Genomic DNA, 21,644 nt, shown 5'->3' on the forward strand with positions numbered 1-21,644 from the left:
CTGCCGGTGCGCGAGCCGCCCGGCATGCCTCCACCGATGGCCACCGCGGCCTGACCGGCGGCTCCCGCCACGCGCGTCCGCTCAGGCGCCAGTGCGTGCAGCGAACCAGTCGCTCACGCCCGCGCGCTGGCGGGCGTCGAGGTGAAGACCGAGCTTGGAACGCCGCCAGAGCGCGTCGTCGGCCGTCACGGCCCACTCGTCGCGCTGCAGATGGGCCAGCTCGGCTTCGTGCAGCCCGGGAGCGATCTCGAGCCCCAAGTCGTCCAGGCAGCGGGCCTCGCCCAGCCAGTCCGTCGCACGCGTGCCGTAGGCGCGAGCCAGCCGAAGGGCCAGCGGCGTCGGCAGCCAGGCGTGCCGACGCTCGATCGCCTTCACGAAACGCTCGAAGTCCTCGGCCGGCGTGCTCGGCGGCATGCCGGTCCAGGCCGACAGGTACCCGCCGGGCAGCACTGCCGACGCAGTCCACGCGGCGCGTTCGTCGCCGAGCAGGCGCCCGATGGCGCCCGCCGCTTCCTCGGCCAGCTTGCGGAAGGTGGTGATCTTGCCGCCCCAGACCGTGAGCAGAGGGGCACCGTCGGCGTGCGTCTCGAGCAGGTAGTCGCGCGTCACGGCGCTCGCCTCGTCGCCGTCGGCCTCGTCGAGCAGGGGCCGCACGCCGGCATAGGACCAGCGCACGTCGCCTGGCACGACCGGCCGCGCGAAGTAGCGGCTGACCTGCTCGCACAGGTAGGCGATCTCGGCCTCGCTGGCGATGGCGTCGCCGGGGTCACCGTGCAGTTCGACGTCGGTGGTGCCGATCAGCGTGAAGTCTCGCTCGTAGGGGATGGCGAAGACGATGCGGCGGTCCGGGTTCTGGAACAGGTAGGCGTGCGTGTGGTCGAACAGCCGCGGCACGACGATGTGGCTGCCCTTCACCAGCCGCAGCTGGCGCGTGGCGAGTGCTTCGCCGTGCGCCGACACCACCGTGTCGCGCAGGAAGCTCGCGGCCCAGGGACCGGCCGCGTTGACCAGCGCGCGGGCCTGCCACTCCACCGCCGCCTCGCCCGCGCGCTGCAGCGTGACGCACCAGCCGGCCGCATGGCGCTGCGCCCGGGTGCAGGCGCAGCGCGTCAGCACCGTGGCGCCGCGTTCGCGGGCGTCGATCGCGGCCAGCACCACCAGCCGCGCATCGTCGACCCAGCCGTCGCTGTAGACGAAGCCGCGCGTCAGCCGCGGCTGCAGCGGCACGCCAGCCGGGTGGCGGCGCAGGTCGACGCCGTGCGAGCCGGGCAGCCAGTCGCGACGCGCGAGGTGGTCGTAGAGAAACAGGCCGGCGCGGATCATCCACGCCGGCCGCATGGCCGCGTCGTGCGGCATCACGAAGGACAGCGGCCACATGATGTGCGGCGCGCTGCGCAGCAGCTGCTCGCGCTCCTGCAGCGCCTTGCGCACCAGCGCGAACTCGCCGTGCTCCAGGTAGCGCAGGCCGCCGTGGATCAGCTTGGTGGAGGCCGACGAGGTCTGCGCCGCCAGATCGTCGCGTTCGCACAGCACGACGCGCCAGCCGCGGCCCGCCAGGTCGCGCGCGATGCCCGTGCCATTGATGCCGCCACCGACGACGAGCACGTCGCAGTGCCGCGGCTCACGGGACGGGTCGGACCTGGGTTGTTCCACTGCTGCCATTCTGCGGGGCTTCGCTTAGGCTGGCGAGGTCGACCTCCCGGACGCCGCCGATGACCTACCTGCTCGCCCTCGACCAGGGCACCTCCAGCTCGCGCAGCATCGTGTTCGACCGCGGAGGCCGCATCCGCGCGATGGCGCAGCGCGAGTTCCGCCAGCTCTACCCGCAACCGGGCTGGGTGGAGCACGACCCGATGGAGATCTGGGAGACCCAGCTCGCCACGGCCCGCGAGGCGCTGGCCCAGGCGGGGTTGACGGCGTCCGACATCGCGGCCATCGGTATCACCAACCAGCGCGAGACCACGCTGCTGTGGGAACGTGCGAGCGGCCGGCCGATCGCCAACGCCATCGTCTGGCAGGACCGCCGCACCGAGCCCCTGTGCGCGCGCTGGCGCGAGCAGGGTCTGGCCGATGCGGTGCGCGACGTGACCGGCCTGGTCATCGACCCCTACTTCTCGGCCAGCAAGATCGCGTGGCTGCTCGACCACGTGCCGGGCGCCCGCACGCGAGCCGAGCGCGGCGAGCTGGCCTTCGGCACGGTGGACAGCTGGCTGCTGCGGCAGCTGACCGGCGGCCGTGTGCACGCCACCGACACCACCAACGCCTCGCGCACGATGCTGTTCGACATCGACCGCGGCGCCTGGAGCGAGCCGCTGCTGGCGGCGCTGGACATCCCGCGCGCGCTGCTGCCGGCAGTGCAGCAGTCTGCCTCGCATTTCGGCGACACCGAGCCCGCGCTGCTGGGCCATGCCGTGCCGGTGTGCGGCATCGCCGGCGACCAGCAGGCCGCGCTGTTCGGCCAAGCCGGCTTCCAGGCCGGGCTGGCGAAGAACACCTACGGCACCGGCTGCTTCCTGCTGATGCACACCGGCGCACAGCGGCAGGCCTCGACCCACGGCCTGATCACCACCGCGGCGGCGCAGGTGGACAGCACGGCACCGCGCCAGTACGCGCTGGAGGGCAGCGTGTTCATCGGCGGCGCGGTGGTGCAGTGGCTGCGTGATGGCTTGCACGCGATCCGCGGCAGCGGCGAGGTGCAGGCGCTGGCCGAGAGCGTGCCCGACGCCGGCGGCGTGGTGGTGGTGCCGGCCTTCACCGGCCTGGGCGCCCCCTACTGGCGGCCGGAGGCCAGCGGCGCGATCGTCGGCCTGACGCGCGGCAGCACGGTGGCCCACATCGCGCGCGCGGCGCTGGAGAGCATCGCGTTCCAGAGCGCGGCGCTGCTCGACGCGATGAGCCGCGACGCGGTGGCCGCCGGCGGGCAGCCGGTCAGCGAGCTGCGCGTCGACGGCGGTGCCTGCGTCAACGACCTGCTGATGCAGTTCCAGGCCGACCTGCTGGGCATTCCGGTCGTGCGGCCGCAGGTGATCGAGACCACGGCCCTCGGCGCGGCGTGCCTGGCCGGACTGGGCTGTGGCCTCTACGCCGGCACCGACGAGCTGGCGGCGCAGTGGCAGGCCGAGCGACGCTTCCTGCCGACGATGCCGCGCGAGCGCGCGGCGGAGCGGATGGCGCGCTGGGAACGCGCGGTGCGCCAGACGGTCGCTCCCTGACGCGGCCCGCGGCCGGCTTCGGGTTTTGCAGTAGATCGCGTCGCAGGGTCGTCGCGCAAGATGCCGACTCGCCCGCCCACACCCGCCTTGCCCGCGAGTCCACCACCGAGCCCCACCCACATGAGCAGCAGCAGCCACAGTACGCCCCGCGTCGTCAGCGAAGTCGCCCTCGACAACAGCTTCCAGGGCGACACCATCCAGACCTGCGTGGTCACCCGCGACATGCAGCGCACGCTGGCCGGCATGGTGAAGCTGGGCATCGGCCCGTGGCGCATCTACGAGTTCGGGCCGGAGACCTGCAGCGACATGACCTACCGCGGCCAGCCCGGCCGCTACCGCATGAAGCTCGCGCTGGCCTTCTCGGGCACGATGATGTGGGAGGTGATCGAGCCGATCACCGGGCCGAACATCTACGAGGACTTCCTGCGCGAACACGGTGAAGGCATCCACCACGTGGCGCAGGGCTGCAACGGTCTACCCTATGCCGAGCGCGTGGCCACCTACCTGGCGCGCGGCCTGGAACTGATCCAGTCGGGCACCTGGCAGGGCCGCGTGCCCTATGCCTACTTCGGCACCGAGGGTCTGATCACGACCACGATCGAGATCTTCGACATCCCGGCCGATTTCGCACTGCCCGAGCCGCTGGCCTGGTATCCGGCGCGCCCCTGAGTCACCGTGGGAGCGGGGTGACGGCTTCACGGACTTCGGCCGTGCGCACGCTGCTCCGGCTGCTGCACCTGCTCGGCGGCGTCGGCTTCGCCGGCGCGCTGGCGGCCCAGCTCGCGATCGCCTCGGTGGCGGCCGACACGTCGCCGCGCCTGCTGGCGGTGCGCGACATCGCTCTGTCGGTGTCGTCCACCGTCGTGTTGCCGGCACTCGGCCTGATGGTGCTGAGCGGCCTGCTGCTGCTCGCGCTGCGGCCGGCACTGATCGAGCAACGCTGGTTGATCGGCAAGTTGCTGATCGGCATCGCGGTCTGCGGCATCGCGCTCGTGCAGGTGCACGGTGCGGCACGTCAGGCCCGCACACTGGCCATGCAGGCACTGACCAGCCCCACCGACGCCACCACGACCGCCGCGCTGGCGACCGTGCTGCGCAGCGAGCGCCTCGGCGCGTGGTCGGTCCTGGCGCTCGCCGTCGTCGCCGTCTCGCTGGCAGTGTGGCGGCCTCGCCTCGGTCAGCGCGCAGAGCTCCCGACGACGCCCCCCTGAGGCCGGCCGTCGCCGCGGGCCCGGCCCGCAGCCCTCAGCGGATCGCGACCGGGTTGACGAGGCTCTGCACGCCGCCGGTCACGCGCACCGCGCTCAGCACGAACATGAACTCCCAGGCCCGGTCGCGGGCCAGTTCGGCGGTGTTCATGTTCTCGAGGATGTAGATGCCGTTCTTCGCCAGCAGGATCTGGTGCACCTCGAACACACCGGCATCCTTCTCGAACGGGATGGTCTCCAGCCCCCAGGTGTCGGCGCCGATCGCGAGCACCTGCTTGCTCGCAAGGTAGGCTGCGCCCTCGCGGCCCAGCCCCGGTTCGCCGGCGAGGTAGCGCTTGTCGTCCTGGCCCACCAGCGACAGCCAGCCGGTGTGGAACAGCACCACGTCGCCGGTGCGGATCTCGATGCCCTGGCGCTTGGCCTGCTCGTCGATCTCCTTGCGGTTGAACGCCGTGCCTTCGGGCACGACGTCGCGGCCGTAGTAGGCCGTCATGTCGAGCACGACACCGCGCGTCACGAACGGCGGGATCTTCTCGACGCCGAGCTTGCGCAGGCCGTCGACCTGCACGAACTCGCTGTTCTTGAAGCAGTTGTAGTAGACGTTGTCGATGCCGACATGGCCCAGCCCGTCGATCTGGCTGCCCACGCCCACCCAGCCGGCGTAGATGTCGTCGTTGTAGCTGGTCTTCGAGGGCCCGAGGGTCACGCCGCCGGCCTGGCCCGGAGACGTGACCGTGAGCGACCAGCCCCGCGGCGGATAGGCGGGCGATCTGGAGTTGGTCTCGGCGCCGAGCCGGTAGGTCTTGCCGGTCTTCACGAGCTTCGCGGCGTCGAGCGCGAGCTGCGGACTCAGCAGGTTGGCGGCGCCGATCTCATCGGTGGGACCGTACTTCGACTTGCACCACTCTTCGGCGTGGGCAAGGGCCTGGGTCGCCGAGGCGGCCAGGCCGAGGGCGATGGAAAGCGCAACCGCGCCGCGCCGCAGCGCCTTGTGCAGAACCATGGAGTCTCCTTGGTGGTGTCGCGGCGCTCGGCTGGCGCCGTCCGGGCTCGCGCGGACGATAGCCCGTCCGCCCCGGCCTTGCACGCGCCACCAAGGTTGTGCCGTGGTGCGACAGGCGGGCGCTGCGCGCTCAGGCACTGCCCGTCAGTGCGGGCAACTGCTTCGCCACCGCGTCCTTCTCACGCGTGCAGCTGCCACCGAGGGCGGCGCCCAGCAGACGACCGTCGGCAGCGCGGTAGTGGCCTCGCATGCCCGTGTCTTCCCGCTCGATGTGCCACTTGCCGCCGCCCGGCTGCAGCGGCGGAAAGAACACCGCCGGCCAGGCCGGCGTCTTGAGCACCACCGGCATGGCCGGGTAGACGACCGCCGTGCGCTCCCCGTTCAGCGTGCGTGCGAGGGCGCGCGCCGCATGCATGATGGGCATGATGAACGGCAGCAGCAGGCCGTCGACCTCGGCGCAGTCGCCCAGCGCGTAGATGTGATCGTCGCTGGTCTGCAGGTGGCGGTCGACGACGATGCCTCGGTTCACCGCCAGGCCGGCCTGCACGGCCAGTTCGGAGTTCGCCGCCAGGCCGATCGCCGACAGCACCGTGTCGGCCTCCAGCGTGCGGCCGCTCTCCATCGTGATCCGCAGGCCGCCAGGGATCGCGTCGATGCGCTCGACCGCCTCGGACAGATGCCAGCGCACCCCGGCCGCGGCGAGCCGTGCCTGGAACTCGAGCGCCATCGGGTCCGGCCAGAAGCGCGGCAGCGCACGCGGGGCGATGTCGATCACGTCGACGGCGTGGCCGGCCGCGGCGAGGTCGTTGGCGAACTCGCAGCCGACCAGGCCCGCACCGAGGATCACCACGCGCGGATGGCTTTCCAGGTGCCGGCGGAAGTGCTGGTAGTCGGCCAGATGGTTGACGCTCAGCACGCGGTCGGCGGCATCGCCGGCAAGCCGAAGCCGGATCGGCCGCCCTCCGACAGCCAGGACCAGGCGGTCGTAGGCGAGATCGCGGCCCGCCACCTCGATCGTGCGCGCCGCACGGTCGATGCGCTTGACCGGGTGGCCGGCCAGGATCTCGATGCCGTAGTCGCCGGCCAACTGGGCAGCGGCCGCCGTGGCCAGGGCCGCCGGGGCCTTCTTCAGCGCGAAGGCGTTCGACAGCATCGGCTTCGAATAGAACGCGCCGTCATCCTCGGTGACGAGCGTGACCGCCACCCCTCGATCGAGCTTGCGCAGTTCCTTGGCCACCGTGTACCCGGCCAGGCCACTTCCAATCACGACGATGGGGCTCATTGCAGGGGTCCGAGAAGAGTGGAGAAAGGAGCAAGAGAGGCGATCCGTGGCATCGCCGGAGCGCGGTCGGCGCCCGCCGGTCGTCAGGCCGCGCTCGCCGCCAGCTCGGCCACGCCCGCGGTCGCCGCCGCGGTCTCGCGCTGCGGCCGGTAGCCCAGACGGGCGGAGATCTGCTGGGCCACGCTGACGACGGTGGGGGCGAGCAGCTTCAGGTTGCGCGGCTTGAAGCGGTCGGACGGACCGGAGACGCCGATCGCCGCGCACACGTGGCCCCCGGCATTCCAGATCGGCGCCGCGATGCCGCACACGCCGTCCCGCCATTCGCCGCGGTTGACGGCATAGCCCAGCTGGCGCTGCTTCTCGAGCTCGTTGCGCAGCTCGTTCGGCGTGGTGAGGGTGTAGGGCGTGAACGGCTTGAGCTCGAGCGAGATCTGGTCGATCAGCGATGCCGAGGCGTACGAAAGCAGCGCCTTGCCGGTGGCCACGCAGTAGGCCGGCGCCCGACCGCCGACCCGCGAATAGGCCCGCACCGGATGCGGGCTGTCGACCTTGTCGAGGTAGATCACCTCGGTGCCCTCGAGCACCGACAGGTGCACCGTCTCCCCCGACAGCTGGCACAGGCGCTCCATGTACTCGACCGCCACCGTCTTCAGGTCCAGCCGCCCCACCACCGCGGCGCCCAGTTCCCACAGCTTGAGCGTCAGCTCGTACTTGCCGCTCTGCTCGAGGTTGCGGACGTAGCCGCAGGCCACCAGCGTCTGAAGCAGCCGGTGCGCATTGCTCTTGGTCAGTCCCAGGTGCTTCGCCAGCTCCGTCACGCCCGTCAGCTGCGGGTGCGTCGCCAACGCCTCGATCACCTGGAGGCCCTTCACGAAAGTGGTGTCCATGCGTGTTCAGTGTCGTTCTGAATATTGATACTTTGTGCCAAGAGCTTAGGTCTGTGCCTGCGCGCTGTCAAGAACCCGGCCCGGCGCCACGCACCGATCCGACAGAACGATCGGTCCATCGTTTGCCTCCCATCTCATTGGAGATGCTTGATTTTCCGGACCTCCACGGCGCGGCGTAAGCGTATATCCGGATGCCGATCGATGTTGACACTGCGTCAGGCACTGCTAGCATTGTTTCACCAATTCGAAACGCTGTTCCATTATTTAGAACATCTTTGTCGACATCGATCGGCGGCACGCCCGGGCCGATCGAGCTTTCTGCACTCTTCCGTGGAGATCCAAGTGAAAGAGACCCTGATCCGAAACCTCTGGTACGTCGCAGGAACCAGCGACGAGTTCGCGCCCGGCCAGCTGGTCGGCCAGACGATCGTCGGCCTGCCGCTGGTGTTGTGGCGCCCGGAAGCGGGCGGCGAGGTCGTCGCCTTCGACGGCCGCTGCTGCCACAAGCGCATGCCGCTCGCCGCGGGCAAGCTGCTCGCCGACGGCACGCTCGAATGCGCGTACCACGGCCTCTGCTTCGACAGCGCCGGCAAGTGCGTGAAGATCCCGTCGCAACCGGGCCGCGCGATCCCCAGCCGCGCGAAGCTGCGGCCCTATCCGATCGTCGAACAGGACGGCATGGTCTGGATCTGGATGGGCGACGACGCGAACCCGGCGCTGCGCCCGCCGCGCATCCCCGAGCTCGCCAGTCCCGAATGGGAAGCCATCCGCGTGCAGAACGCCGAGGTGCCGACGAACTACCTGCTGCTGATCGAGAACCTGCTCGACATCAGCCACTTCTACCCGCTGCACGACGGCAACATCGGCGACATCGCCAACAGCGAGATCCCGGTCGAGTTCTCCCACGAAGGCGTCCAGGGCAATCGGTCGGTGACCTCGGTGCGCAAGGCCGAGTCCTACCGCCACCCGCCCTACCTGGAAGATTTCTTCGGCTACGAACTGGTCGACCGCCACCACTCCCACAGCATGATCTCGCCCGCGGCGATCCGCGTGGATCTGCGCTGCGCGCCGCCCGGGCGGCTGGAGACCGAGGACGAACGAGGCTACATCCTCACGCACCTGATCACGCCGATCGACGAGCGCCACCACCGCTGGCGCGTCATCGCCGCCTGTCGCGCCGGCCACCGCTGGCCCGCCGATCCGAGCGTGTCGACCGTCGCGCGCGTGGCCGAGAAGTTCCCCGGCGTGATCGCCCAGGACCTGTGGGCCCTGACCGAGCAGCAGAAGATGCTCGACCTGGCCGACACGCACTACCTCGGCGAGATGCACCTGCGCGCGGACACCGGCATCCTCAAGGCCCGCGAGATCGTGCGCGACATGGTGGCTGCCGAAGCTCAACCGGCGTCGCAGGCGGTCGCTGCATGAACTCCCTGAAATGGCGCTGCGTGCTGTGCGGCTTCGTCTACGACGAGGCGGCCGGCCTGCCCGAGGAAGGCATCGCGCCCGGCACCGCCTGGGCCGACGTGCCCGACAGCTGGAGCTGCCCCGACTGCGGGGCCAGCAAGGACGAGTTCGAGATGGTTCCCGCAGAGTGATCAAGGCGCCGCGCACGCGGCGCCAGGCGGTCGGCCGGAGTCGGCCGATCAATGGCTGACATCGCTGTACCGGGCCGGCAGAGCCCGGGCAGGTCTGTCGGTGGTTTTCCCGAAAGGAGATCGAGGTGACAAACAAGCGACCTATCGCGTTCGACGCAACCCCCGACACCCTGCGCCGGAGCCTCGTGCTGTCCGCCGCGGCCGCGAGCGGGCTGGGCCTGCTGCCCGGCGCGATGCGCGACGCGCGAGCGCAGAGCTTCCCGCCGCTCGGCAACTTTCCGGCCGGCACCGAGGGCAACTCGGTATTCGTGGGCGTGTCGGTCCCGCTGACCGGGGCGTTCTCGGCCGAAGGCAAGGATCAGCAGCTCGGCTTCGAGCTGGCGTTCGAGCACCTGAACTCGGGCAAGCTGGCCGGCAAGATCCCCGAGCTCAAGGGCAAGGGTGTCCTGGGCAAGACCATCACCTTCGGCGTGGTCGATACGGAGGCCAAGGCCGAATCGGCGATCCAGGGACAGACCCGCTTCCTCCGCAACAACAAGGCGATCCTGATGACCGGCTGCTACAGCAGCGCGGTGACCGTCGCGCTCGGCAAGCTGGCGCAGCGCGAGAAGGTGCTCTACATGGCCGGTCCGGCCGGCTCGGACGACGTGACCGGCAAGGACTGCCAGCGCTACAGCTTCCGCTCGCAGCCCAGCACCACCATGGCCTCGCGCGCGCTGGCCCCGGTGCTGGCCGAGCGGCTGGGCAAGGGCAAGAAGGTGGCCTACCTGGTGCCCGACTACACCTTCGGCCACACGCAGTTCGAATCGATGGCGCGGCTGACCGAGCCGATGGGCTGGAAGACGGTGTCCAAGCAGGTCTGCCCGATCGGCACCGCCGACTTCAGCACCTACCTGCTCAACATCGCCAACAGCGGCGCCGACGTGTTCGTGAACTGCACGGTCGGCAACGATTGCTCGGTGTCCATCAAGCAGGCCAAGAACTTCGGTGTCATGAAGAATGCCGCCCTGGTGGTGCCGACGCTGCAGCCCTTCCTTGCGCAGCAGCTGGGCCCCGAGGTGACGCAGGACATCCTGGGCGTGATGGACTTCTGGTGGTCGCTGGCCGAGAGCAACGAGCTCGCGAAGCAGTTCGTCGACGACTTCCAGGCCAAGCACAACTACAAGCCCTACTGGCCGGCGCACATCGCCTACTCGCAGATGCTGATCTGGGCGGTGGCGGTGGAGCGCGCCAAGACCTTCTACCCGCCGGAGGTCATCAAGGCCCTCGAGGCGCGCGTGCCGATCAGGACCACGCTGGGCGACGTGATGTACCGTCCCGAGGACCACCAGCTGGTCCGTCCTGTCCCGGTGATGCGCGGCAAGAAGCCCTCCGAGATGAAGTCCAAGGACGACTACTACGAGGTGATCAAGATGATCCCCGGCGCCGACGCCGTGACGCCGCTCGACCAGGGCACCTGCAAGATGGGCGAACTCACCTGAGGTTCCGCGGCAGCGCGACCGCCGCCGAAGCGCGCCGGTCCGCCGCCGATCCGCCCGATCCATCCGACCCGCCCGCTGCCGCTCACGCGGCGGGCCCATGGAGGCTCCCATGCCACCTCTCCCTCTCGTCATATCGCAGGTGTTCCACGGCCTGGTGCTCGGCGGCACGCTGGCGCTCGTCGGCTGCGGCCTGACCATCATCCTCGGGACGCTCGGCCTCGTGAACTTCGCGCACGGCGCGTTCTTCGCGATCGGCGCCTACGCCGGCTGGCTGGCATTCGAATGGACCGGCTCCTACCTGGCCGCCGTGGTGATCGGCGCGGCCGTGACCTGCGCCTTCGGCTTCGTCATCGAGCGCGGACTGATCAGCCGCTTCTACCAGCGACCCCACGAGGACCAGATCCTGCTGACCTTCGGCCTGGGCATCGTCATCGTGGAGGCGCTGCGCGCCATCTTCGGCGGCGTCGGCCGCGCGATGCCGTCGCCCGACTGGGCCGCCGGCGCCGTGTCGATCGGACCGGTGATCTACCCGGAATACCGGCTGGTGGTGTTCGGCATCGCCGCGCTGTCGCTGCTGGTGTTCTACCTGCTGCTCTACCACTCCCGGCTCGGCCTGATCGTGCGCGCCGCGATCGAGGACACGCTGATGGTGCGCATCCTCGGCCTGCGTGCGGCGCAGATCAAGGCGGTGGTGTTCGCGATCGGCGTGCTGGCCGTCGGGCTGGCCGGCGTGGTGATGGCGCCGATCGTCTCGATCAACCCGGACGTCGGCGCGCGCTTCATGGTGCAGTCCTTCGTGGTGGTGGTGATCGGCGGCCTGGGGTCCTTCCCTGGCGCCATCATCGGCGGCTTCATCGCCGGCCAGATCCAGACGCTGACGGCGATCTTCGAGGCCGCCTACAGCGACGTGGCGCTGTTCCTGACCATGGTGGCGATCCTGGCGGTCCGCCCGCGCGGCCTGATGGGCGTGGAGGGACGGAAATGACGGCGCAACAACTGGCCGCCCGCGCGGGCGGCGTGCGGCGGCTGGCGGTCTCGCTGCCGACCGAGTGCTGGATCGTCCTCGCGCTCGCGCTGATGCCCTTCCTGCTGCTTGCCGGTGGCGGCTCGGTCGACACCGCGATCCGCATCCTGCTGTGGGGCATCTTCGGCCTGGGCTTCGACATCCTGTTCGGCTACGCCGGCATGCTGTCGTTCGGCCAGGCGGCGTTCTTCGGCACCGGCAGCTTCGTGACCGCCTACCTGCTGGTCAGCGGGCTGGTGACGAACTTCCTGCTGGCGATCGGCGCCGGCGTGGTGGCGTCGATGCTGTTCAGCGTGCTGGTCGGCATGGTGGCGCTCAAGCGCGTGGGCATCTATTTCTCGATGATCACCTTCGCGATCGGCGAGCTGTGCTTCTTCATCCAGCACTCGGTGCTGTCGCGCTGGACCGGCGGCGACAACGGCCTGCCCGGCGTGCCGCATCCGGTGTTCCAGTTCGGCGACCGCAGCTTCGAGCTCGCCTCGGGTTGGGGCATGTATGCGGTGATCGCGACGATCTTCGTCGCCACGTTCTGGTTCGCGCGACGCGTGGTGACCTCGCCGTTCGGCCGGGTGCTCAACGCCACGCGCATCAACCCCGAGCGCACGCTGGCGGTGGGGCACGACGTGCAGCGCTACAAGATGGCGGCCTTCGTCGTGGCGGCCGGTTATGCCGGCCTGGCGGGCACGCTGATGGGCATCTTCCAGAGCTACGTGGGCCCCGATGCGTTCGCGCTCGACACCTCGGGCCAGGTGGTCATGCAGACGGTGGTCGGCGGCGTGCGCACGCTGATCGGCCCGCTGGTCGGCGCGGCGGTGTGGATCTACCTGCGCGACATCCTGCAGCAGATCCCCGGCATCGGCGGCATGTGGAAGCTGATCCTCGGCGCGCTGTTCATCCTGGCCGTCACGACGATGCGACGCGGCATCGTCGGCGAGATCCAGCACGTCTTCTACAAGCGGCGGATGGCGGCGGCCGCGGCCGCGGCGGCCGCCACCGAGAAGCTCGCCGCGTTCGCGCCGGCGGCACCGCCGGCCGACTTCTTCGCCGCGGCGGCGGGCACGGCCACGGCGTCGCCGCGCGCAGCCGCCTCGGACGACGGCGTGCCGGCAATCGAGGCACGCCACATCCGCAAGCAGTTCGGCGGCCTGGTGGCGCTGGAGGACGTGTGCCTGTCGGTGCGCGAGGGCGAGATCATGGGCCTGATCGGCCCGAACGGCGCCGGCAAGAGCACGCTGTTCCGCATCCTCACCGGCGAGATGCCGGCCACCAGCGGCGAGGTGCATTTCCGCGGCAGGAACATCACCGGCGTGGGTGTGCGCGAGGCCTGCGCGATGGGCATCAGCAAGAGCTACCAGATCGTGCAGGTCTACCCCGAGCTCAGCCTGCGCGAGAACCTGCTGGTGCCGCTGCTGGCGCGCCAGCGCGGCGCGTTCCGCTTCGACGTGATGGCCTCGGTCAAGCGCGATGGCGAGCTGATGAAGGACGCCGACCGGCTGCTGGCGATGATGGGCCTGTCCGACCGACTGGGCGGGCCGGTGTCCGACCTGTCCTACGGCGAGAAGCGCCGGCTCGAGATCGGCATCGCGCTGGCCACCCAGCCCGACGTGCTGCTGCTGGACGAACCGCTGGCCGGCCTCAGTCCCGAAGAGCGCGTGCAGGTGGTGGGCGTGATCAAGGCGGCCAGCATCGGGCGCACCACGCTGGTGGTCGAGCACGACATGGACGCGCTGTTCGGCCTGGCCGACCGCATCGCCGTGCTGCACATGGGTCGCAACCTCGCCGTCGGGCCGCCGGCGGAGATCCGAGAGAACCCGATCGTCCACTCCGCCTACATGGGAGGTCGCGATGAAGACTGACCTGCTCTCGCTGCGCGACGTCAACTCCTGCTACGGCGAATCGCATGTGCTCCACGACATCAACCTGCGCGTCGCCGAGGGCGAGGTGGTTGCGCTGCTCGGCCGCAACGGCTCGGGCAAGACCACCACGCTGAAGACCGTGATGGGGCTGCTGGAGCCGAAGTCCGGCGTCATCGAATATGCCGGTCGTGCGCTGCGCGACGCCTCGCCGGAAGGCCGGGCGCGCGCCGGCATCCAGCTGGTGCCGGAAGACCGCCGCGTGTTCGCCGGCCTGACGGTGGAGGAGAACCTGGTCCTCGCCGCGATGGGCTGCGCCAAGCCGCTGACCATCGACGCGATGTACGAGGTGTTCCCGCGCCTGGGCGAGCGCAAGAAGTCGCACGGCCGGCATCTGTCGGGCGGCGAGCAGCAGATGCTGTCGATCGCGAGGGCGCTGATCCAGTCGCCGCGCCTGCTGATGCTCGACGAGCCGTTCGAGGGGCTGGCACCGATCATCGTGCGCGCGCTGATGGAAGTGGTGGGCCGGCTGGCGAAGGAAGGCCAGACGATCGTGATCGTCGAGCAGAACGTCAAGGCCTGCCTGACGCTGGCCGACCGCGTCTACCTGCTCAGCAACGGCCTGGTGGTCCATGAAGGCTCGGCCAAGGCGCTGATGGACGACAAGGAGACGCAGAAGCGCCACCTCTCGGTCTAGGGCCGGTCGCACCCGCCGGCGGCCCGGTGACCCGCGAACGATGTTTGATTCAGTAGGAGCGGATATGTCAGTTGATTCCTTTCGACCCCTCGCAGGCCTCAGGGTGCTCGAGTTCGGCCAGATCGTCACGGTGCCGTTCTGCGGGATGCTGCTCGCCGACCTGGGCGCCGACGTGGTGAAGGTCGAGAACACCGACGGCGGCGACGGCATGCGCCAGTGGCCGCCGCTGATGCGCGCCGCGCCCGACGCCGAGGCCTACAGCGGCAACTTCGCCTCGCTCAACCGCAACAAGCGCAGCATCGCGGCCAACCTCAAGGATCCGGCCGACGTGGCACGCGTGCGCGACCTCTGCGCGGCGGCCGACATCGTGCTGGAGAACTTCCGCCCGGGCGTGATGCAGCGCCTGGGTCTGGGCTACGAAGCGCTGCGCGAACGTCGCCCGCAGCTGGTGTACTGCTCGGTCACCGGCTACGGCCAGGACGGCCCCTATGCGAAGAAGGGCGCCTTCGACGTGACGGTCCAGGCCATCAGCGGGCTGATGAGCGTGACCGGCGAGAACGACAGCATCCCCGTGAAGTGCGGCGTGCCGGTGGCCGACTTCACCGCCGGACTCTATGCGGCCTATTCCATCCTCGCAGCCATCATGGAAGTGCGTCGCACCGGCGTCGGCACGCAGATCGACTGCTCGATGCTCGGCTGCATGCTGGGCATCTCGGCGCTGCAGATCAGCGAGTACTTCGGCACCGGCCGGGCGCCGCAGCGGCTCGGCTCGGCCCACCCGCGCAATGCGCCGTACCAGGCCTTCGAGGGCAGCGACAAGCCCTTCGTGATCGCCGCCGGCAACGACAAGCTGTGGGGCGAGGTGTGCGCGGCGGTGGGTCAACCGCAGCTCGAGGCCGACGCGCGCTTCGTGACGCAGACCCTGCGGGCGGCCAACCAGCGCGAGCTCGCCGCGCTGCTGCAGCCGCACTTCGCGCGCCGCAGCGCGGCCGACTGGCTGGCCGAGTTCGACCGGCGCGGTGTGCCCTGCGCACCGATCAACGACTTCGCCGACATCCTGGCCGACCCGCACGTCAAGGAGCGCGGCTGGGTCGCCGAGCTCGAGCTGCCCAACGGACTGAAGACGCCGACGATCGGCTTTCCGGTGCACATCGCAGGCTACGAGTTCTCGGTCGACGCCCGTCCGCCGCGTCTGGGCGAGCACACCGAGGCCGTCGCCCGGGAGTGGTTGCGATGAGCGAACTCGCGCTGCTGTCGCCGCCCACCGCCGAGGGCGTGCGCACGCTGCGCCTCAACCGTCCCGACAAGGCCAACGCCCTGTCGGCGGCCCTGGTCGACCATCTGCACGCCAGCCTCGACGCGATCGGCCCGGAGACCCTGGCGCTGGTGATCCGCGGCGAGGGCCGCAACTTCTGCGCGGGCTTCGATTTCACCGGCTACGAGCAGTTGTCCGAAGGCGACCTGCTGCTGCGCTTCGTGCGCATCAACGAACTGCTCGCGCGACTGCGCCAGGCGCGCTTCCTCACCATCGCCTGGGTGGCCGGCGCAGCCTTCGGCGCCGGCGCCGACATCGCCTGCTCGTGTGCCGTTCGCATCGGCACGCCGGCGGCGCGGTTCAGGTTCCCCGGCTTCCAGTTCGGCGTCGCGCTCGGCACGCGGCGTCTCGCGACCATCACCGGCGCCGAGCGCGCACGCGCCATCCTGCTGCACAACGAGGAGCTGGATGCCGCGGCGGCGCTGCATTGCGGGCTGCTCACCGAACTCGTGGAGGCCCAAGGGCCGGAAGCACGGGTCGATGCCCTGGTGGAATCGACCCGCAAGCTCGATGCGGCCAGCCTGCGCACGCTGTTCGCGCTGACCGATGCGGACACCGCCGACGCCGACCTCGCGGACCTGGTGCGCAGCGTCGGCCGCCGCGGCCTGCATGCGCGGGTGGCCGCCTACCGTCGCGCCTGAGATCGCGCGGCGGTCCTTGTCCCCACCGCGGCGCGGCGCCGGTCGCGGCTCCTAAACTGCCGCCATGCCCCTTCCGCACCTGCTGCTCGCCCTGGCCGTGGTCGCGGTCTGGGGCACCAACTTCGTCGTCATCAAGTGGGGCCTGGCCGAGCTGCCGCCGCTGCTGTTCACGACGCTGCGCTTCGCGCTGTCGGCGTTCCCGCTGCTGCTGTTCATCAAGCGACCGGCCGTACCCTGGCACAAGCTGGCCGGCTTCGGTGCGCTGCACGGCCTGGGCCTGTTCGGGCTGATGCTGTATGCGATGCGCGCCGACATCTCGCCGGGTCTGGCCTCGCTGGTGATCCAGACGCAGGTGTTCTTCACCATCGTGCTGGCGATGCTGCTCGACGGCGAGCGGCCGCGGCTGCTGCAGGGGCTGGCCCTCGGACTCGCGGTCACCGGCATGGCGCTGATCGCCGGCCACATCGACCAGCACAGCATCACCGCGCTGGGCCTGGTGCTGGTGCTCACGGCCGCCTTGTGCTGGGCCGGCGCCAACATGGTGGCCCGGTCGGTCGGCCGGGTCGACATGCTGGGCTTCATGGTCTGGATCAGCGTGTTCGCCGCGCCCGCGCTGGCGCTGCTGAGCCTGCTGATCGAGGGCCCGGCGCGCATCGCCACGAGCCTGTCGCAGGCCAGCGCCGGTGCCTGGGCCGCGGTGGCGTGGCAGGCGCTGGGCAACACGCTGTTCGGCTACGGCGCGTGGAACTGGCTTCTGGCGCGCCACCCGGCCGCGACCGTGGCGCCGGCTGCGCTGCTGGTGCCGGTGTTCGGCATGGCGGCCTCGTCGCTGCTGCTCGGCGAGAGCCTGCCCGGCTGGAAGCTGGGCGCGACCGCGCTGGTGCTGGGCGGCCTGGCGCTCAACACGCTGGCCAGCCGAGCCACGCGCCGGGCCGCCACGAGCGAGCGCTTCACCGAATCCGTCTCCTGAGAGGCCCGCATGATCGAACTCCACCATGCGCCCAGCACCGCGGCGATGGCACCGCACATCCTGCTGACCGAGATCGGCGTGCCCTTCGTGCTGCGGCCGGTCGACACCGCGGCGCAGGCGCACCGCTCGCCGGCCTACCTGGCGCTCAACCCGAACGGCCGCGTGCCGGTGCTGGTCGACGGCGACCTGGTGCTGTACGAGAGCGCCGCGATCTGCCTGCATCTGGTCGACCGCCATCCGCAGGCGGGTCTGGCGCCGCCGCCGGGCAGCGACGAGCGGGCGCACTTCTACAAGTGGCTGGTGTGGCTGACGAACACGCTGCAGGCGACGCTGATGGTGTTCTTCTACCCCGAGCGCTGGCTCACCGACGGCAACGACGCGGGCGCTGCCGAGCTCAAGAGCTGCGCCGAAGGCCGCACCGGTGCGCTGCTCGATCTGCTGGAGGCCGAACTGCAGCGCCACGGCGGGCCATGGCTGCTCGGCGCACGCTACAGCGCGGTCGACGCCTATGCGCTGATGCTGTGCCGCTGGACGCGCCACTTCGCGCATCCGGCCCGCGTGCGGCCGGCGCTGGGGACCTACCTCCAGCGCGTGCTCGACCGACCCGCGGTGCGGCAGGTGTTCGAACGCGAGGGACTGGCGCTGCCCTGGGTCTGAGCGGCGCAGGCGGCGGCTCAGTCGCCGGGCGTGGCGGCGCTCGCGAGCGCCTCGTCCCAGAACGAGGCCTCGATCTTGTGGCCGTCGAGATCGCGCACGAAGCAGCCGTAGTAGGGTGCGCCGTAGTGCGGGCGCGGGCCGGGCGGGCCGTCGCCACGGGCACCCGCCGCCACCGCCGCCGCGTAGAAGGCATCGACCTGAGCGCGGCTCGCCGCCAGGAAGCCGACGTGGCTGCCGTTGCCCACCGAGGCCGGCGCGCCGTCGATCGGTGTCTGCAGCCAGAACTCGGGGTAGACCTTGCCGTACGCCGCGGCGCCGGAGTGCTCCATCAGGCGCCGCACGCCGAGCGTGGCGAGCACCGCGTCGTAGAAGTCGCGCGCCGACTCGAAGCGGTTGCTGCCGATCGAGACATGGGAGATCGCACTCGGGTTGTCGTCGCTCATCGCTGCCTCCTTCGGTGCCCGACCGCCTGCATTCAGCCGCCCAGCACTGCGGCCATCGCCTCGGCGACCGTCTGCACGTTGCCGGTGTTGAGCCCGGCCACGCACATGCGGCCGGAGCGCACCAGGTAGACGGCATGCCGTTCGCGCAGCAGGTCGACCTGGGCCGCGCTCAGGCCGGTGTAGCTGAACATGCCGCGCTGGCTGAGGAAGTAGCCGAAGTCCCGACCCGGCAGGCGGGCGGTGAGGGCAGCGTGCAGCGCGCGGCGCATCGCCAGGATGCGGTCGCGCATCGCGGCGAGCTCGCCTTCCCACTGGGCCCGCAGCGCCGGCTCGCCGAGCACCAGCGCGGCCAGCTGGCCGCCGTGGATCGGCGGGCTGGAATAGTTGCGGCGTACCGTGGCGCGGAGCTGCCCGAGCACGTTGTCGGCCTGCGCGGCATCGGGGCAGACGACGCTCAATGCGCCGACCCGCTCCCCATACAGGCTCATGCTCTTGCTGAAGGAGTTGGCGACGAAGAAGCTCAGGCCGGCCGAAGCCAGCGCGCGCACCGCGTGGGCATCGGCCTCGATGCCGTCGCCGAAGCCCTGGTAGGCCAGGTCCAGATAAGGCAGCAGCTGCCGCTCGCGCAGCACCGGGATCAACGCCTCCCATTGCGCGGCGCTCAGGTCGACGCCGGTCGGGTTGTGGCAGCAGGCATGCAACAGCACGATGCTCCGGGGCGGCAGCCCGCGTAGCGCGGCGAGCATGGCGTCGAACTTCAGCCCCCCCGTCGCCGGGTCGTAGTAGGGGTAGGTGTTCACCGTCAGGCCTGCGCCCTCGAACATCGCGCGGTGGTTGTCCCAGGTCGGATCGCTGACCCAGACCGCGCTGCCGGGGAAGTAGCGCACGAGGAAGTCGGCGCCGACCTTGAGCCCGCCGCTGGAGCCGACCGACTGGATCGTCGCGATGCGCCGGCCGGTCACCGCCTCGTGGCCGGCGCCGAACAGCAGGGCCTGCACGGCGTTGCGCAGATTGGCAGCGCCCTCGATCGGCAGGTAGGACTTGGTGCCGCCGCGCGCCAGCAGTTCGGCCTCGGCGCGCTGCACCGAACCCAGCACCGGGATGCGGCCGGCATCGTCGAAGTAGATGCCGATGCTGAGGTTGACCTTGCCCGCGCGCGGATCCTTCTGGAAGTCTTCGTTGAGGCTCAGGATCGGGTCGCCGGGATAGGCTTCGACGTGCTGGAACATGGCGGCGGGGGGTGAAGACGGAGGAGGCCGGATTATCGAGGCAGCCCTAGCGGATCGGAACAAACCCTGAGGCCGCAGCATCCCCTCGCTTCACCGCGGAGCACCCGCGCAGCACAGCTCGCGCCGTGGCCGCGACGTCACACTGACGGAATCCGTCGCCCGACCGGCGGAATGGCCGCACCGGGGCCGCAGGTTCGTGCGTTTCTGGGCAAGGGCCGCGCCTTTCCGGCCCGCGCGGCGCCGACGGCCGATCGTGGCCCTGCACTTGCAATGGCAGCCGGCACAACACGCCGCCCGCCCGGGTCTCGTCATCGAAGGCCCGGGACGACGCGCCACGAGGAGACATGCTCATGATCGGAGTCGACAAGTCGCTGCTGCGCCACCTGTTGCTGGTCGACGGGCCGTGGGAGATCGGCGACTATCAACTGGACCTTCGCAAGCGCCGTTGCGACGTGTGGATCGGTCCGCAGGTGGAGCGCGGCTGGTTCGGCCGCCCGAAGAAGGGCGTGCCGGTGCGCATGCAGCAGCACATGTGGCAGCACCTGTCGCTCGGGCCGGTGCGCTTCTTCCTGCACGTGTCGATCCCGTCGACCTCGGAGGTCGACAAGCTGCCGTGGATGGGCGACCCGGGCATGCCCTTCACCACGGCGCTGGCGCAGCAGGTGTTCGCCTTCTTCAACGAGGGCGTGTCGCTGCAGGCGATCTGCAGTCTGATGAAGTTGTCGCTGAATGACGTCTGGCGCTATCGCTTCGCGCTCGACAACGGCCGTGCCCAGGTGCAGGCCGCGGCGAACCCTGCGCCACCGACGCGCACCGACACCGCGAACGCCGCGACGCCGCCGGCCGCGGTGGCTGCCACGCTGCCGAACGCCATGCCCGACGCCACCGGCGACGTGCCCGACGTCACCGACCCGATCTGGCTGCGGCTCGCCAACGGCGACCTGCAGCTCGACATCCGCGTGCTGAGCCTGAAGCTGATGCTCACGCGGGTGCGCTCGCAGCTCGACCTCATCTCCGACGACGAGGTCCGCCTGCTGAAGCTGCGCGACCTGCACCGCTATTTCGTGAAGAACGAGCGGGTGCTGTCGCACGAGCTGGCGCAACTGAAACTAGGATGAGGCCATGACCGCACGACCCTCATCGTCGCTGCGCCCCGCCACCGGCGCGCTGATGTCCGTCGAGGAAGCCGGCGTGCTGCTACGCAGCCACGGCCGCTACATGGTCGCCGGCGAGGAGGCACTGCTGCGCCGGCTGCCGCGTGGCCGCTGGATCGGCGGCAGCATCCCCTACTTCATGGGCCAGGACGGCGGGCGCACCACGCGTGACCAGGTGTTCGTCGCGGCGCTGCCCGGCGCTGCCCTCGAGTCGACGCTGCGCTGGTACGACGCGAAGAGCCTGCCAAACGTGTGCGTCGACGGCCCGGCCAATGGCTACTCGCTGATCATCATTCCGGCCTTCTCGGCCGTGCACTCGCAGTTCGCGCGCGAGGCGCCGCAGTACGAGGACATGTACCTGAAGCCGCTGCTCGGGTGGATCGCCGGCATCCACCTCGACGATCTCGGCAAGGCGACACCGGTCGTCGTGAACGGCGAGACCGGCGAGTTCGACGGCGAGCGTGCGCTGGTGATGCACCTGCCGCTGCCCGAGGATCAGCTGGCACGGCTGGACATCGTCAACCTGTTCGAGCAGGGCGACGGTGATCGCATCCGCTTCACCGAAGCCGGGTTCCACGCGCACGACTGCGTGGTCAACGGCAAGCCGGTCAACTTTGCCGATTACCTGCAGCGCAACGCGGTCGACACGCGCTGGCCCCTGGTGGCCGACTACTCCGGCGCGATGGTCAACGTGTCGTTCAAGGGCATCGACGAGGCCGACCACCGCGTCGACTTCTACGCTCCGGTGTTCGACGACATCGAGTACCGTTTCGCGCGTCCGATGGACAACTACGAACAGGCGCTGGTCGGTGCGCTGCCCGCCGACAGTGGACAGGTCGGCTGGAGCTGCAACTGCATCCTGAACTACCTGTATTCCGAACTCGAAGGCAAGCGCACCGGGCCCATCACCGGGCCGATGACCTTCGGCGAGGTGGCCTACCAGCTGCTGAACCAGACCATGGTCGTGCTGTCGATCGACCGCGGCTGAGCGCG

The 21,644-nt window shown here is 70.2% G+C and carries 21 protein-coding genes; 15 read left to right on the top strand and 6 right to left on the bottom strand.

Features of this window, described 5'->3' with window-relative positions; genetic code table 11:
• Nucleotides 1–81: 81 nt before the first annotated feature.
• Nucleotides 82–1,662, bottom strand: coding sequence for a glycerol-3-phosphate dehydrogenase (gene glpD / locus MPE_RS18515; RefSeq protein ID WP_011831237.1), 1,581 nt, complete (start codon nucleotides 1,660–1,662; stop codon nucleotides 82–84).
• A 50-nt stretch (nucleotides 1,663–1,712) separates the two neighbouring features.
• Between glpD and glpK the strand changes: the two genes are divergently transcribed.
• The 3 genes from glpK (at nucleotide 1,713) to MPE_RS18530 (ending at nucleotide 4,423) form a co-directional block, all read left to right on the top strand.
• Nucleotides 1,713–3,212 carry a glycerol kinase GlpK gene (glpK, locus tag MPE_RS18520; protein WP_011831238.1) on the top strand — a complete coding sequence of 500 codons (1,500 nt, stop codon included), beginning with the start codon at nucleotides 1,713–1,715 and terminating at the stop codon, nucleotides 3,210–3,212.
• A gap of 120 nt (nucleotides 3,213–3,332) precedes the next feature.
• On the top strand, nucleotides 3,333–3,881 hold the full coding sequence (locus MPE_RS18525; protein ID WP_036234213.1) for a VOC family protein: 549 nt from the start codon (nucleotides 3,333–3,335) through the stop codon (nucleotides 3,879–3,881).
• A gap of 41 nt (nucleotides 3,882–3,922) precedes the next feature.
• The gene (locus MPE_RS18530; RefSeq protein ID WP_036234216.1) at nucleotides 3,923–4,423 is read left to right on the top strand and encodes a hypothetical protein; all 501 of its coding nucleotides are present in this window, start codon (nucleotides 3,923–3,925) and stop codon (nucleotides 4,421–4,423) included.
• Between the two features lie 34 nt (nucleotides 4,424–4,457).
• Here MPE_RS18530 and MPE_RS18535 read toward each other — a convergent pair whose 3' ends face one another.
• From MPE_RS18535 to MPE_RS18545, 3 genes are all read right to left on the bottom strand, one after another.
• Nucleotides 4,458–5,423 (bottom strand): cyclase family protein, encoded by a 966-nt coding sequence (locus MPE_RS18535; protein ID WP_011831241.1) that lies wholly within the window; start codon nucleotides 5,421–5,423, stop codon nucleotides 4,458–4,460.
• Between the two features lie 130 nt (nucleotides 5,424–5,553).
• Nucleotides 5,554–6,705 carry an NAD(P)/FAD-dependent oxidoreductase gene (locus MPE_RS18540; RefSeq protein ID WP_011831242.1) on the bottom strand — a complete coding sequence of 384 codons (1,152 nt, stop codon included), beginning with the start codon at nucleotides 6,703–6,705 and terminating at the stop codon, nucleotides 5,554–5,556.
• An 83-nt stretch (nucleotides 6,706–6,788) separates the two neighbouring features.
• A complete protein-coding gene (locus MPE_RS18545; protein WP_011831243.1) occupies nucleotides 6,789–7,592 on the bottom strand; it encodes an IclR family transcriptional regulator in 804 nt (267 codons plus the stop codon).
• A gap of 342 nt (nucleotides 7,593–7,934) precedes the next feature.
• On the opposite strand from MPE_RS18545, the gene MPE_RS18550 reads away from it, so the two are divergent.
• From MPE_RS18550 to MPE_RS18595, 10 genes are all read left to right on the top strand, one after another.
• Nucleotides 7,935–9,017, top strand: coding sequence for a Rieske 2Fe-2S domain-containing protein (locus MPE_RS18550; RefSeq protein WP_041929761.1), 1,083 nt, complete (start codon nucleotides 7,935–7,937; stop codon nucleotides 9,015–9,017).
• Nucleotides 9,014–9,187, top strand: a complete 174-nt coding sequence (locus MPE_RS18555; RefSeq protein ID WP_011831245.1) for a rubredoxin — start codon at nucleotides 9,014–9,016, stop codon at nucleotides 9,185–9,187. The genes MPE_RS18550 and MPE_RS18555 overlap by 4 nt, the downstream gene beginning before the upstream one ends.
• 125 nt (nucleotides 9,188–9,312) lie before the next feature.
• Complete coding sequence (locus MPE_RS18560) at nucleotides 9,313–10,668, top strand: substrate-binding protein (protein ID WP_011831246.1); 1,356 nt, start codon at nucleotides 9,313–9,315, stop codon at nucleotides 10,666–10,668.
• A gap of 109 nt (nucleotides 10,669–10,777) precedes the next feature.
• On the top strand, nucleotides 10,778–11,653 hold the full coding sequence (locus MPE_RS18565; RefSeq protein ID WP_011831247.1) for a branched-chain amino acid ABC transporter permease: 876 nt from the start codon (nucleotides 10,778–10,780) through the stop codon (nucleotides 11,651–11,653).
• Entirely contained in the window at nucleotides 11,650–13,548 is a 1,899-nt protein-coding gene (locus MPE_RS18570; RefSeq protein ID WP_011831248.1) for a branched-chain amino acid ABC transporter ATP-binding protein/permease, read from the top strand. Before MPE_RS18565 ends, MPE_RS18570 begins: the two co-directional genes overlap by 4 nt.
• A complete protein-coding gene (locus MPE_RS18575) occupies nucleotides 13,538–14,242 on the top strand; it encodes an ABC transporter ATP-binding protein (RefSeq protein WP_011831249.1) in 705 nt (234 codons plus the stop codon). Before MPE_RS18570 ends, MPE_RS18575 begins: the two co-directional genes overlap by 11 nt.
• A gap of 64 nt (nucleotides 14,243–14,306) precedes the next feature.
• Entirely contained in the window at nucleotides 14,307–15,479 is a 1,173-nt protein-coding gene (locus tag MPE_RS18580; RefSeq protein ID WP_011831250.1) for a CaiB/BaiF CoA transferase family protein, read from the top strand.
• Complete coding sequence (locus MPE_RS18585) at nucleotides 15,476–16,198, top strand: enoyl-CoA hydratase/isomerase family protein (protein WP_011831251.1); 723 nt, start codon at nucleotides 15,476–15,478, stop codon at nucleotides 16,196–16,198. Before MPE_RS18580 ends, MPE_RS18585 begins: the two co-directional genes overlap by 4 nt.
• 64 nt (nucleotides 16,199–16,262) lie before the next feature.
• Nucleotides 16,263–17,168, top strand: coding sequence for an EamA family transporter (locus MPE_RS18590; RefSeq protein WP_011831252.1), 906 nt, complete (start codon nucleotides 16,263–16,265; stop codon nucleotides 17,166–17,168).
• A 9-nt stretch (nucleotides 17,169–17,177) separates the two neighbouring features.
• Nucleotides 17,178–17,825 carry a glutathione S-transferase family protein gene (locus tag MPE_RS18595; protein WP_011831253.1) on the top strand — a complete coding sequence of 216 codons (648 nt, stop codon included), beginning with the start codon at nucleotides 17,178–17,180 and terminating at the stop codon, nucleotides 17,823–17,825.
• 17 nt (nucleotides 17,826–17,842) lie between these two features.
• On the opposite strand, the gene MPE_RS18600 is transcribed toward MPE_RS18595, so the two are convergent.
• Nucleotides 17,843–18,268, bottom strand: coding sequence for a VOC family protein (locus MPE_RS18600; RefSeq protein WP_011831254.1), 426 nt, complete (start codon nucleotides 18,266–18,268; stop codon nucleotides 17,843–17,845).
• A 32-nt stretch (nucleotides 18,269–18,300) separates the two neighbouring features.
• Nucleotides 18,301–19,497, bottom strand: coding sequence for an amino acid aminotransferase (locus MPE_RS18605; RefSeq protein WP_011831255.1), 1,197 nt, complete (start codon nucleotides 19,495–19,497; stop codon nucleotides 18,301–18,303).
• Nucleotides 19,498–19,841: 344 nt separating this feature from the next.
• Here MPE_RS18605 and MPE_RS18610 point away from each other — a divergent pair, with 344 nt between their 5' ends.
• Together MPE_RS18610 and MPE_RS18615 are read left to right on the top strand one after the other, a co-directional pair.
• Complete coding sequence (locus tag MPE_RS18610) at nucleotides 19,842–20,615, top strand: hypothetical protein (RefSeq protein ID WP_011831256.1); 774 nt, start codon at nucleotides 19,842–19,844, stop codon at nucleotides 20,613–20,615.
• Nucleotides 20,616–20,619: 4 nt separating this feature from the next.
• Nucleotides 20,620–21,639, top strand: coding sequence for a DUF6976 family protein (locus MPE_RS18615; protein WP_011831257.1), 1,020 nt, complete (start codon nucleotides 20,620–20,622; stop codon nucleotides 21,637–21,639).
• Nucleotides 21,640–21,644: the final 5 nt, after the last annotated feature.

Origin of the sequence: Methylibium petroleiphilum PM1, from assembly GCF_000015725.1 — a bacterium.
Classification (GTDB): domain Bacteria; phylum Pseudomonadota; class Gammaproteobacteria; order Burkholderiales; family Burkholderiaceae_C; genus Methylibium; species Methylibium petroleiphilum.